The organism is Mesocryomonas lacus (assembly GCF_055730135.2).
In genome coordinates this window covers 114,122-126,726 of record NZ_JBUZWE020000006.1, presented here as the reverse complement: position 1 = coordinate 126,726, position 12,605 = coordinate 114,122, and the positions used below count along the sequence as shown (strand labels likewise).

Sequence of the window (12,605 nt, the reverse complement as noted above, 5' to 3'; positions counted from 1 at the left end):
ATTCTAGCACGTTCAAAAAATTATCGCGATAACTATTATTTACGCAAGGTATGGCTGGACAGGACCGCCAAATCGTTGTAGAAATCATTTATCGCATCAAATGTTTCCGCGATAAATGTGATGGCGCCGACGGGAACGCTTCAGCGCGCCGCAGCCCCAACGAGGAGATGACCATGTCCGTGAACGTGATCTACAAGACCACCGCGACGTCCACCGGCGGCCGCGACGGCTCCGCCAAGTCCGACGACGGTTCGGTCGACGTCAAGCTGGTCGTGCCGAAGGAGATGGGCGGCCCGGGCGGCGAGGGTGCCAACCCCGAGAAGCTGTTTGCCGCCGGCTATTCCGCTTGCTTCCTCGGCGCCATGAAGGCCGTTTCCGGCAAGGTCGGCGTCAAGGTTCCGAACGACGCAACCGTCACCGCCGAAGTCGGCTTCGGCCCGCGCTCGGAAGGCGGCTTCGGCATCACCGCGGCGCTGACGGCGACCTTGCCGGGCGTCGAGCGCGAGGCCGGCGAGCGCCTGATGCAGGCGGCCCACGAGGTCTGCCCCTATTCGAACGCCACGCGCGGCAATGTCGACGTCGGCCTGACGCTCGCCTGATCGCTGCCGTTCCGGCCTCCGGAACCTGTTCGGCCATGCTGGTCCCCGCGGGGTCGGCATGGCCGTTTTCGTATGCGTGCCTTTCGCAGACGCGTCAAAACGAACTGCGCGCTAGAGGGCGCCGGCCGGTGAGGCAGTCCGCGCTGTCCATTGACCCGCTGCTGCGGCGGTTTCCGGTCCGGCCGTCAGGTAGGTGAAGTCGAACCCGTGCCGGGTGTCTGAGCCGAGCACGTACTGCCGGTGAACCCGCAGGAAATTGCCGCGCATCTTCCGGTAGCGCTCGGGCGAGACCATCTTCCGGATCCGCATGAAGACGATGCGCGCCGGCCGCGCGCCGGGATGGCCCGCCGCCCGCACGACATCACTGCGGTAGAAGCTGACGGGGTCGACGAGGCACTGGACGTCGATCCACTGAAGGTTCTCCTGCCGGGCGATGGTGCCCACCCGCGCCCGCATCTGGGTGGCGCCGCCGACGAGCGCGCATTGCAGCACCGCGCCGCCCATGGTCACGAAGACGACGCGCTTGCCGTCGAAGAGGGCCGGCTCCTCTTCCAGCAGTGAGCCGATCACCTGCACGGCGATGTTGGCGCCCATGCTGTGGGCGGTGATGACGTACTCGTCCGCTTCGCCGTCGAAGGCGGCCCGCGCCATCCGCACGAGACCTTGCAGCCAGTCCTGCGAAACGCGGTCCAGCGGGCCGGCCATCATCAGCGCGAACTTCCAGTTGGCCAGGAGCAGCGGCACGTGCACGCGCCGCAGCAGCGGCCGCCAGACCTGGAACAGGGCGATGATCGCCACGAGCGCAACGACTGCTCCAGCGAGGTAGCCGAAGCGCGTAGCGAGGAGAATGGCGGCAAAGCTAACGCCAGCCACGGCCGCGATCAGCACGAACGGAAACAGGAAGAACAGTCCGAAACGCCAGGCACAGAGGAAGTAGCGGTGCGTACCGCCGCGCATAGTGACGGTTGCCGCGCTCGCAAGGCCCGACGCAAGGCGGCGCCACACCGGCCGTCGCGAGAGAAGGCTTACCATGGCGTGGTGATCGAAGAGATGGATGCGGCTGGTAACGGTTCCCGCCTCTGTCGCGCAGTCGACACCGAAGACCGCGCCGGCGTTCTGCCGTTCGAGCGGGTGCACCGTTAGGTCCAGTCCCCAGGGTTTTGCGCTCAGCGCGGCAGCGCGGCGGTAGCGCTCGTGGTGCTGCGCGGCGGTGAGCGGCTCGAAGCCGGGGAAGTGCAGCACCACCCGCGACCGGATCTGTCCGGCGGCGTCCGCCGCGACCCGGCCGTCGTCAACCGCAACGCTGGTCGCCGAAGAGGCAGCGGGGCGCTCGGCAGCGGATACGGGATGCGGAACGACGGGGGGACGCGGGAACAAAAGGCAGGGCCTTAATAGGATCAACGGCGCTGCCGGCGGTACGCGCTGGCAGGCGGGGAAGGCAGGTGAGGAGGCCGGCAGCTGCGCGGTCACCGCCGGCGGCGAAAGGATCGTGCCTTTGACGGCGCCTTGTGGGCTTTCTCAAGACTGAGCCCGGAACATCGACCCCGAGGTCTGCCCGACAGGCCCCCGATCAAGGCTGCGCGGTGAGTTCGGCGGCGCCGGTCTTCGCGGCGGCGACAACGGCCTGGACGGGGTTGTCGGCCGTGACCGGGGCCCCGACGGTCGGCTCCAGGAGGCGGCCATAGGGGGCGCCGTCGGCGGTATAGCTGTCGCGAACGACATCGGCTGAAAGGGCAGGGCCGGGATCGGGGAAGCGGTGCAGCCAGATGTCGACATCGCCTTTGGGCTGGGACGCCAAGGTCAACACGATCTGGCTGGCATCGGCGCGGACGGCCGAGATTTCTAGCGGTGTCGACGTCTTGCCGGCGGGATAGGCGGTGAAGCGCGAGACCGGATTGCCGGTGAGCCGCAGCTTGCCGCTGCCCGGCGGCATGTCGACGGCGAGGGTGATCGCCGCCCCCGCCATCGTGGCCGAGCGGATGACCGGGCCGGCCGACAGGGAATTGCGGGTCCGCAGCGCCGTGAACGCGCGGCTGAGGCCGAAGCCATAGGCCGGATTGCCGGTGGCGGCATGGTGGACGGTGTCGTTCGCCATCATGTCGATGTCCCAGCCCTCGTAATAGGCGCCGCCGAGCTCTGCCGCCAGCCGCCGCTCGGCCGCCTGCTGCGCCTCGACGGCGCTGGCGCCGTGCCGGTCGTTGGCCCGGCGGACGGTCGTCGCGGTCATCACCAGCTCGGTGTTGCGCCCCCAGACCGGGTTGAACCGGTCTTGCAGGTCGCGGATGATCGTGCGCTTCATCCTGATGAAGGCTTCCGGATCGGTGGCGGCGCCGAGGTCCGAACCGCCGATGTACTGGTCCATCGCCTCGAAGCCGCCGGCGAGCTCGACCTGGGCGATCAGGCCGGGATAGTTGGTGCCGGTCGCCGGCAGCCAGGAGGCGACCACCGAGTTGTCGACGGCATGCGCGACCACGCCGACGGCGACCTGGTTGGCGAGCCCTTCCATGTAGAGGAAGGGGTTGAGGCCGAGTGCGTTCTTCGGGATTTCCGCCCATTTGCCATGGCGAAGATAGGCCGATGTCGCCGGCGCCAGAACCGGCGGCGTGCCGGCCGCGGTCATGAACTGGTTCGCTTGGCTCTGGCCCCAGTGGACGATGAGGCGTCCCATCATCACCGGGCTGCGGCCGAGCTGCACGTGCGCGTCGTCGCGGTTGCAGCGGAGATCGACGAGATACCGCTTCTGGTCGGCCGGAACGCCCTCGCACAAAACGAAGGCGCCCGAGGACGCGACCTGGATCGGCGCAGCCGTCCATCCCGTCAGCACCGGGTTTCCCTCGCCCATTGCATCGCGCAGCCGACATTCGACGAGGCGGGCGTCGGCGGTCAGCGTGACCGGAATGGCGATCGTTCCCTCGCCCTTGCCGGCGGCACCGCCTGTCTTGGTGCTGCGCTGGTAGACGCGGTACGGCGTCAGCTGCGTCATGGTCAGCACGGGTTCTGCCGGCCGGCGCGTGGCACCGTCGCGGGTCCACGGGATCGTCGTCATGGAGATGACTCCGGTGGCCGGCGCTGCCGGCGCGGGGGCGATCGGGAATGCGAGCGCAAGGGCGGCGGAGAGGCAGGCGATCAGAGACCGGGGACGGGTTGGCATCGACATCGTTCCCTTGGTGAACCGGGGGCGGCATCGCATTGTGCCGTGATAGTCAGGCCCGCGAACTTGCGTCGTTCTGGGTTAACAATCACCTAAAATGCTGCATCGCATAAGGATGGAGGCCGGCCTGTTGCCGAGCGGGCACGGAGGGTGCAGTGAAGCGGCTGCTCCGCCATCGGGTCGACGTCTTCGTACCGCACCCCTCCCGGCGCCCGTTTTCAGCCGATCCCGCAACCAACGCAGTCTTGTCCATGGCCCGTCACCCCTCCCGCCGCGACGTTCTGCAAGGTACCGCCGCTTTGGCGGGCCTTTCGCTGCTGGCCGTGCCGGGGCGCGCTGCGCCAGCGCCCTCCGACCGCATCGCTGCGCTGCTGGACGAGATGACGCTCAAGGAAAAGGCCGGCCAGCTCTCCTGCTTCTCCGACCAGATCCGCCCGAGCGGCGTCGCCTTCAACCCGGACCTGCCGGTGGGCGGCGCCGCCGAGCAGCTCGCCCGGATCCGCCGCGGCGAGATCGGCATGCTGTTCAACGGCGTCGGCGTTGCGGGCGCCCGGGTCGCGCAACGGGCGGCCGCCGAGGAGTCCCGGCTGAAGATCCCGCTGATCTTTGCCGCCGACGTCATCCACGGCCTCCGGACGATCTACCCGCTGCCGCTGGCCGAGGCCTGCGCCTTCGATCCAGCGCTCGCCGAGCGGACGGCGCGCGCCGCGGCAGAAGAAGCGACGGCGCTCGGCATCCACTGGACTTTCGCGCCGATGGTCGACGTCGCGCGGGACCAGCGCTGGGGTCGGGTGGCGGAAGGCTCGGGCGAGGACGTTTACCTCGGTGCCCGGCTCGCGGTCGCACGGGTCCGGGGTTTTCAGGGATCGCGCCTTTCCAGCCCGGACAGCCTTGCCGCCTGCGCCAAGCACTTTGCCGCCTATGGCGCGGTATCCGGCGGCATGGAGTACAACTTCACGGAAATCTCGCCGGGCACGTTGCACGAGGTGCATCTGCCGCCGTTCGAGGCCGCGGTCGATGCGGGGGTGGCGACCATCATGTCCGCGTTGAACGACGTCGACGGCATCCCGTCCTCCGGCAATGCCCGGCTGTTGACCGGTCTTCTGCGCGGCGAATGGGGCTTTGGCGGCCTGGTGGTCGGCGACTACGGGGCCGACGAGGACCTGATGGGGCACGGCTATGCCGCCGACGGGCGCGATGCCGCCGCCAAGGCGTTCCTCGCCGGCATGGACATGTCGATGCAGTCGGACCTCTTCAACCGCTGGCTTCCGGACCTGGTCGAGACCGGGGTCGTGCCGATGGCGCGTCTCGACGAGGCGGTGCGCCGGGTGCTCGCGCTGAAGGAGGCGGTCGGCCTGTTCGACGATCCCTACCGCTCGATCGACGACGAGGCCGAGCGCAGCCGCGTCGGCACGCCGGCCCACCGCCGTCTCAGCCGCGAGGCCGCGGGACGCTCCGTCGTCCTGTTGAAGAACGAAGGGGACCTCCTGCCGCTCGGCCCCCAGCCGGGGCGCATCGCGCTGATCGGGCCTTTCGCCGAGGACCGAGACAATGTCGTCGGTACCTGGGCTTTCATGGCGGACCGCAACCTCAACGTCTCGATCGCCGACGGCCTCCGCGCCCGTGGGCTGGAGATCGACGTCGTCCGCGGCTCCGGCGTCGAGGAGCCGGTCGATGGCGGCATCGCCGAGGCCGTCGCGGCGGCCCGCTCCGCCGATCTGGTGCTGCTGGCGATCGGCGAGAGCCAGTGGATGTCGGGCGAGGCGCAGTCGCGGACCGACATCGCCATCCCGGCGGCGCAGATGGCGCTGGTGGAGGCGGTCGCCGCCGTCAATCCACGGCTCGTCGTCCTCCTGCGCCATGGAAGGGCGCTCGTCCTTTCGGGCGCGGTGCAGGCGGCGCCGGCGATCTTGGCGACGTGGTTCCTCGGCTCGGAGAGCGGCCACGCCATCGCCGACGTGCTGTTCGGCACCGTCAACCCTTCCGGCAAGCTGTCCGTCAGCTTCCCCCGGGAGATCGGCCAGCAGCCTTTCTTCTACGACCACAAGACGACGGGCCGCCCCGCCAACCCGGCCGGCCCGCAGGAGTACCGGGCGCGCTACCGGGAGACGCGCAACGAGCCACTCTATCCTTTTGGGCACGGTCTCACCTACAGCCGCTTCGTGATCGGCGACATCGTCGTGCCCGACCGGATGGGCGACAGCCTCGCGGTGACGGCCGTGGTGACCAACCGAGGGTCGCGGGCAGGGGCGGAGGTCGTACAGCTCTACATCCGCGACCGCGTCGCCAGCCGCACACGACCGGTGCGGCAGCTGAAGGGCTTTCAGCGGGTGGCCCTCGAGCCCGGACAGTCCGCCCCGGTCCGCTTCGTCCTCACGCGCGACGATCTGCGCTTCTGGGGCGGGGACGGCTGGGTCGTCGAACCCGGAGACTTCGATCTCTGGGTCGCCACCAGTTCCGCCAATGGCGAACTCAGAAGTTTTACCCTCGACTGACGAGGGGACGTCCGATGAGTTTGGCGCGAAGCGCTTCGGTGCTGGACGCCTGTGTCCATGCCAACCTTGTCGGCTCCTTATTTCGCCAACGCGTCCGCCAGGCGCTCGAACAGGCGCGCGATCGCCTCAGCGCCGGGATCGGCCGTGCCGATGAGGTTCTGCGAAGGAACGTAGGCAGAGCGTCCGGCCTTCGCCTTGCCGAGCGCTGCCGTACCGTCGGCACCTGTCCGTGCTGCGGCGGCGGCGTCGGCAAGCGTTCCGCCCGACGTCAGCACGGCGAGGGCCGGCGCCAGCGCGTCGATCATCGTGCGATCGCCGACGCTTGCGCCGCCATAGTCCTGCATCCGCTGCAGTCCTGCCGCGAAAGCGCTGGGCCAATCGGGCTTTGCGGCAAACGCGCTGCCGGCTGCGGTGAAGAAAGTCGCGAGCAGCACGCCGCTGCTGCCGCCGGCCGCCCGCGCCAGGAGGTCGCCGATCGCGCCGAGGAGGGAGGTGCCGTCCGCCAGCGGCAGCGCGTCGATCTGCTGCGCCACGGAGGCCGCCGCTGCGGCAAAAGTCGTGCCGGTGTCTCCGTCGCCGACCTTGGCGTCGAGCGCGTCGATCTCGCCGGCGATCTCCTGGAAAAGGGAGGCCGACAGCGTGATCGCCCGGCGTGCCAGCGAATCGTCCGATGCGGCGACCGCCTGCGGGCTGCCGATCGACGGGGCCGCGATGACGCTCGGCCGCGTGAAAGGCCGCGCCGCCAGCCATCCGGCGCTGCTGGAGGACGCGAGCAGGCCTTCCCGCCTGGCATCGTCGAGGATAAGGGCGGAAAGCGAGAAGCCGTGCATGTCGAGCGCCGTCATCAGCGGGCCGGGTCCGACGACGTAGTCGGTCACGCCGGCCAGCGGCGAGCGGGACACGGCTTGCATCACCACCGCCATTTCAAGCGGCGGCACCGTGCCGAGCGCGTTGACCATCAGCGCGATGCGCGCGTCCTTCGGCAGGGTTGCGAGGATCCGGTCGGCGACGTCGGCCACCAGCACGTCGGCGGTGGCGAAATCGATCGTCTGGCTGCCGGGCTCGCCGTGGATGCCGAGGCCGAGCTCGGCTTTGCCCGCGGCGATGCGCTCGGCCGGTTCGGCGCCGGGCATGCTGCAGCTCGTGAGCGAGAGCCCGAGCGAGCGGACGTGGTCGGCCGCATCCCGTGCCCGCGCCGCGACCTCGGCGAGTGGCAGGCCGCTGGCCGCCGCCGCACCCGCGAGCTTGTGCACGAAGAGCGTGCCGGCGATGCCGCGCGGCTGCGGCGCGTCGGGCAGGGCGATGTCGTCGCCGACGATCACCATCTCGACGGCGAGGCCCATGGCCCGCGCCTTTTCGGCCGCGAGACCGAAGTTCAGCCGGTCGCCGGTGTAGTTCTTGACGATCAGCAGGCAGCCCGGCGCGCCGGTGACGGCGGTGATCGCCGACAGCACGGCATCGACGCTCGGCGAGGCGAAGAGTTCGCCGCAAACCGCGGCGGTCAGGAGCCCTTCGCCGACGAAGCCCGCATGCGCCGGCTCATGGCCCGAGCCGCCGCCCGAGACGAGGGCGACGCGGCTTTTGTCCCAGCCTTCGCGCAGTACGACCTTGATGTCGGGGAAGGCGTCGAGGCGGCAAAGGCCGCTAGCTGCCGACGACATCAGGAAGCCGTCGATCGCGTCGGTGACGATGGTCTGGCGGCTGTTCAGGAAGCTCTTCAAGGGCATTGAAACGGCCTTCGCAGGAGGGTCACCCGCCGGGGCCGCCGCGCCCGCCCGCCCGGCGGGCCGCACCGGCCTGGCATTCATCGACCGTGATCAAGCCCGAGCGGCCGGCATTGTGCAAGATGCCCGGTCAAGAGCCAGCGAAGCGCGCTACCCTCGGGGACGGCGGACGGTCTCCCGGCGGCGTTCGGCCTCCGCGCGGCGGATGTCGATGAACGCTTTGGCGTGGCGGGCGAGCGCGCTCTCGTCCGTCCAGGTGTTGCGCCAGACCGCGCAGGCGATCGCCATGCCGGGATCCACGACCGCGTTGGAGAAGGATTCGAAGGTGATGTCGCCGGCATAGCCGATATCGAGCAGCGCATCGAAGATCCCGTCGAAATCGACGACGCCGTCGCCGAGATGGCCGCGGTTGCTCTCGCCGATGTGGACGTAGCCGAGCCTGTCGCCCGCAAGGCGGATGGCGGCGGCCGGATTGGCCTCCTCGATGTTCATGTGGAAGGTGTCGAGATGCAGCCGCAGCGTCTCGGAGCCGGTGGCGGCGATGAAGGCGAGGCCTTGCGCGGCGGTGTTGAGGAGGTTCGTCTCGAACCGGTTGGCGACTTCCAGCACCAGGCCGACGCCGGCCGCGTCAGCGAGGTCCGCGGTTCTTGTAATGGCCTCGATGGCGTTCCGACGGCCGAGCGCGCTCGGCTGGGCGGCGTATTTCCGGTGTGCGGAATAGAGGATGCCGCCGAGCGTCGTGCCGCCGAGGTCGCGCGTTGCCGCTACGACGTCGGCGAGGAGGGCCTCGCCCCGCTGCACCGCGTCCGGATCCTCGCTCGAGACGTCGCACTGTTCCGGCAAGCCGAGGGAGACGGCAATGCCAAGGTCCAGCGAAGCGGCCCGCCGGGCGAGGCGGTCGAGGTCGAACCGGTCCGCCGGGAGATAGGCCAGCTCGATCAGCCGGAAGCCGCATTCGGCCGAAGCCTCCATCGCCTTCTCGACTTCTTCCTGGGTGGATCCGGCTGTCCAGCAGCACGAATGGATTCCGAGGCGACGCATGCACCCTCCGAAAAATCATTAAGATTGATAAATCGGACAGAGGCCGGCGGGGACTCAAAGTCAAGATGCCGGCAGCGGCAGCCAGCGGCATCGTTCGGCCAACGGCGCCTCTGCTGCTTCAGGCGGCGCCGTCTAAACTGCGATGGCGACGCCGCTCGTCAAAGCCGGGGGAACGAGCGCGGCGAAAGCTGCGAGCGAGGCGCGGATGGCGCTCTCCTCCAGGCCGTCGACGATGAAGACGAGCCGCGAGCTGCGGTCCTTGCTCGGCCAGGCCGCCATGTGCACGGGGGGATGGACGAGGTGCTGGACGCCGTGCACGGCCACCGGCCGGTCCTCGCCGACAAGGTTGAGGATCGCCTTCACCCGCAGCACCGACTTGCCGTGGCGGTTCAGCAGCATGGTCAGCCAGATGCCGAAGCTCGTCCAGTCGAGGGGATCGGCGACGGTCAGCGCGAAGGCGTTAATGCTGTCGCCGTGGCGGTTCGCATCATGGCTGCCGTGATGCGCATGGTGCGCGTGGTCCGCGGCGTCCTGCGCGTGATCCGCTCCGCCGTGCGCGTGATCCGCTTCGTCCTGTGTGGCTGCAGGGTGAGGGTGGGCGGCGAAATGGTCGACATGCCTCTTGCCGGCGGGGCGGGGAGCCTCTCTCAGCACCGGCGACGCCGCGTCCTCGACAATCAGGAAGGCGGCGGTCCAGTCGGATGCGTGCGCGTCGAGGAGCACGGCGGCCGGGTTCATCGCTGTGAGACGCGCCGCGAGGCGATGGCTGTCGTCGGGCGAGACGAGGTCTGTCTTGCTGATCACCAGCCGGTCGGCGCTGGCGATCTGGCGGGCGCATTCGGGGTAGCGGGCGAGCTGGCTCTCGGCGTTTACCGCGTCGACCAGCGTCACGACGTTGCCGAGGGTAAAGTGGTGGCTGAGGACGGGATCGGCGCGGACGGTGGAGAGGATCGGGAACGGGTCGGCGAGACCCGTGCTCTCGATCACCAGGCGGTCGAAGGCGGGCACCAGCCCTTGCTGGCGCTTGGAGAAGAGGTCGCGGATCGCCGCCGACAGTTCGCCGCGAATGGTGCAGCAGACGCAGCCGGACTGCAGCAGGACCGTGGTTTCGTCGATCCGCTCGATCAGATGGTGGTCGAGCCCGACCTCGCCGAACTCGTTGATCAGCACGGCAGCGCCGGCGAGCGAGGGGTCCTGCAGCAGCCGGCGCAGGAGCGTCGTCTTGCCGGCGCCGAGGAAGCCGGTGACGAGGTTGACCGGGATCATACGGCCGGCTTCAGGCGGACGAGAAAGTCGGGGTCGAGCGGGTCGAAGCTGCGACCGGAGAGGCGCTCGGCCGCCGGCCAGAGATGCGCCAGCGTCTCGATCACCTCGGTCTTGCCCGTAGCGGTCGAGAGCAGGTAGGCGCGGCCTTGCCAGTCCGTGAGGCTAAGCCGATAGGCGGCGAGCACCGCGTTGGCGACGCGGATGCGTCGCGCCCGCTCCAGCCGGCGGGTGCGCTGCGCGTCGTTGCGCGAGAACACGCCGGGGCGCGCGACCGCGTCGCTCCAGTGGTTCTCGACGCCGAGGACACCGCAGAGAGAACACATGAGAGAGCCTTTCGCCGGTGGCATCGGGAGGGCGGGCAGCGCAGGTCGGCCCGGGACGCCAATCCTCAGCGCGGGAAGCGCCGCGCGTAGTCGTCGGCCATCTCGTCCATGGTGACGAAGCGCACGCCCTCGTGGCCGCTGATGTACTCGAACAGACGTTCCAGCATCAGCAGCACCTGCGGGCGCCCTGACACGTCGGGATGGATGGTGATCGGGAACACCGCATAGTCCATCTCGCGGTAGACCCAGTCGAACTGGTCCTTCCAGATCTGCTCGATGTCGCGCGGGTTGACGAAGCCGTGGCTGTTCGGCGCCTTCTTGATGAACATCATCGGCGGCAGGTCGTCGAGATACCAGTTGGCGGGGATCTCGACGAGGTCGGTCTCGTGCCCGCGCTGCAGCGGCACCATCCAGTCCGACGGCTTGCCGGCATAGTCGATCTTGGTCCAGCTATCGCCGACGCGCACCCGGTAGGGCGTGAAGTCGTCGTGCATCAGCGAGTGGTCGTACTTGATGCCGCGCTCGAGCAGGAGCTCGTTGGTGACGGTCGAGAACTCCCACCAAGGCGCGACATAGCCGGTCGGCCGCTTGCCCGAGAGCTTGGTGACGAGCTCGATGCACTTGTCGAGCACCTCGATCTCCTGCTCGCGGGTCATCGCGATCGGGTTTTCGTGGGTGTAGCCGTGGATGCCGATCTCGTGGCCGGCATCGGCGACGGCCTGCATCTGTTTCGGGAAAGTCTCGATGGAGTGGCCAGGGATGAACCAGGTGGTCTTGATGCCAAAGCGCTCGAACAGCTTCAGGAGGCGCATCGAGCCGACCTCGCCGGCGAACAGACCGCGCGAGATGTCGTCTGGCGAATCCTCGCCGCCATAGGAACCGAGCCAGCCTGCGACCGCGTCGACGTCGACCCCGAAGCCGCAGAGAATCTCTTTTGCCATGACGGTCTCCTTCTGATGCCCTGCTATGCGCCTGTATTCGCAGGCAACGATAACCGAGCATCGTCTGGGCGCAAGGGCGACGGAGCCGCGATCACCAATTGCGCCCTCGCTTCACGCCGAGGCGAGCCAGGCGGACACCTTCTCCTGTGTGTGTGCGAAGGACTGGACCCCGGCATCCGAGCCGAGGCCGCCGGCGACGAGGGCGGCGACGCCCTGCGCGAAGCGGACGCCGTCCTCAGGGTTCATCTGGTGGTGCAGGGCGGTGATGAAGCCGGCATCGAAGGCGTCGCCGCAGCCCGTGGTGTCGACCACGTCGATCTTGTAGGCCGGTACCTTCAGCCGCGTGCCATCGGCGCTGGCGTAGTAGGCGCCGTCGCCCCCGAGCGTGAAGACGCAAGTTTGCGCGCCCTTCTCGAGGTAGAAGGCGGCGCAGTCCTCCGGGCCCGTCTGGCCGGACATGTCCTGCGCCTCCTCGATCGAGGGCATGAAGTAGTCGATGTAGGGCAGCAGCGGCAGGACGAGGCCGGCCGTCTCGGCGCTGGCGGCGATGAGGTCGAAGGTCACCGTGCAGCCGCGGCGCTTGGCTTCCTGCAGGAGCGTCACGCTCCGCGCGCCGTCGAGGGTGCGCAACAGACCGGTGCCGCCGAGATGGACGATCGGCGCGTCGAAGACCTGGTCATAGGCTGTTGTCGCGAGGTCGAAATGGTCGGAGGCGCCGCGCTGGTGGAGGGCCGGCCGGTCGCCGTTCGGGCGCACGTTGAGGATCGTCGCCGAGGTCGGCACGCCGTCGAGGCGCTGCATGGCCGAGGTGTCGATGCCGAGCCTTGCCATCGCGCCGAGGACGAAGTCCGCCTTCTCGTCATTGCCGACCGCGCCGACGGCGAGGCTGTTCAGCCCGAGCTTGGCGGTGTTGACGACGACGCCACCGGCGGTGCCGGCGACGGTCAGCCGGATCTCCTCGATGAACTCGACATTGCCGCGGTCGGGGATGCGGGTGACCGGGCGGCCGAGCACGTCGAGGATGTAAAGGCCGATGACGGAGACGTCGTAGCGCATGGGTGATCT

Annotated in this window: 10 protein-coding genes; 2 read left to right on the top strand and 8 right to left on the bottom strand. The window is 68.9% G+C overall.

The window, feature by feature from the left end:
* Window positions 1-173: 173 nt before the first annotated feature.
* Window positions 174-599 carry an organic hydroperoxide resistance protein gene (locus tag ACZLZY_RS11420; RefSeq protein WP_472934027.1) on the top strand — a complete coding sequence of 142 codons (426 nt, stop codon included), beginning with the start codon at window positions 174-176 and terminating at the stop codon, window positions 597-599.
* 111 nt (window positions 600-710) lie between these two features.
* Here the strand turns inward: ACZLZY_RS11420 and ACZLZY_RS11415 are convergent, their stop codons facing one another.
* The gene (locus ACZLZY_RS11415) at window positions 711-1,976 is read right to left on the bottom strand and encodes a hypothetical protein (RefSeq protein ID WP_472934026.1); all 1,266 of its coding nucleotides are present in this window, start codon (window positions 1,974-1,976) and stop codon (window positions 711-713) included.
* A 193-nt stretch (window positions 1,977-2,169) separates the two neighbouring features.
* Window positions 2,170-3,645: a hypothetical protein gene (locus ACZLZY_RS11410; protein WP_472934025.1), complete on the bottom strand. Its 1,476-nt coding sequence runs from the start codon at window positions 3,643-3,645 to the stop codon at window positions 2,170-2,172.
* 356 nt (window positions 3,646-4,001) lie between these two features.
* On the opposite strand from ACZLZY_RS11410, the gene ACZLZY_RS11405 reads away from it, so the two are divergent.
* On the top strand, window positions 4,002-6,245 hold the full coding sequence (locus ACZLZY_RS11405) for a glycoside hydrolase family 3 N-terminal domain-containing protein (RefSeq protein ID WP_472934024.1): 2,244 nt from the start codon (window positions 4,002-4,004) through the stop codon (window positions 6,243-6,245).
* Window positions 6,246-6,322: 77 nt separating this feature from the next.
* Here the strand turns inward: ACZLZY_RS11405 and ACZLZY_RS11400 are convergent, their stop codons facing one another.
* From ACZLZY_RS11400 to ACZLZY_RS11375, 6 genes are all read right to left on the bottom strand, one after another.
* A complete protein-coding gene (locus tag ACZLZY_RS11400) occupies window positions 6,323-7,972 on the bottom strand; it encodes a dihydroxyacetone kinase subunit DhaK (RefSeq protein WP_472934023.1) in 1,650 nt (549 codons plus the stop codon).
* 147 nt (window positions 7,973-8,119) lie between these two features.
* Entirely contained in the window at window positions 8,120-9,010 is an 891-nt protein-coding gene (locus ACZLZY_RS11395) for a sugar phosphate isomerase/epimerase family protein (protein WP_472934022.1), read from the bottom strand.
* Between the two features lie 132 nt (window positions 9,011-9,142).
* Window positions 9,143-10,276 (bottom strand): CobW family GTP-binding protein, encoded by a 1,134-nt coding sequence (locus ACZLZY_RS11390; RefSeq protein ID WP_472934021.1) that lies wholly within the window; start codon window positions 10,274-10,276, stop codon window positions 9,143-9,145.
* Window positions 10,273-10,599, bottom strand: coding sequence for a hypothetical protein (locus ACZLZY_RS11385; RefSeq protein ID WP_472934020.1), 327 nt, complete (start codon window positions 10,597-10,599; stop codon window positions 10,273-10,275). Before ACZLZY_RS11385 ends, ACZLZY_RS11390 begins: the two co-directional genes overlap by 4 nt.
* A 65-nt stretch (window positions 10,600-10,664) precedes the next feature.
* A complete protein-coding gene (locus tag ACZLZY_RS11380) occupies window positions 10,665-11,540 on the bottom strand; it encodes a polysaccharide deacetylase family protein (RefSeq protein WP_472934019.1) in 876 nt (291 codons plus the stop codon).
* Between the two features lie 111 nt (window positions 11,541-11,651).
* Window positions 11,652-12,596 (bottom strand): carbohydrate kinase family protein, encoded by a 945-nt coding sequence (locus ACZLZY_RS11375; RefSeq protein WP_472934018.1) that lies wholly within the window; start codon window positions 12,594-12,596, stop codon window positions 11,652-11,654.
* Window positions 12,597-12,605: the final 9 nt, after the last annotated feature.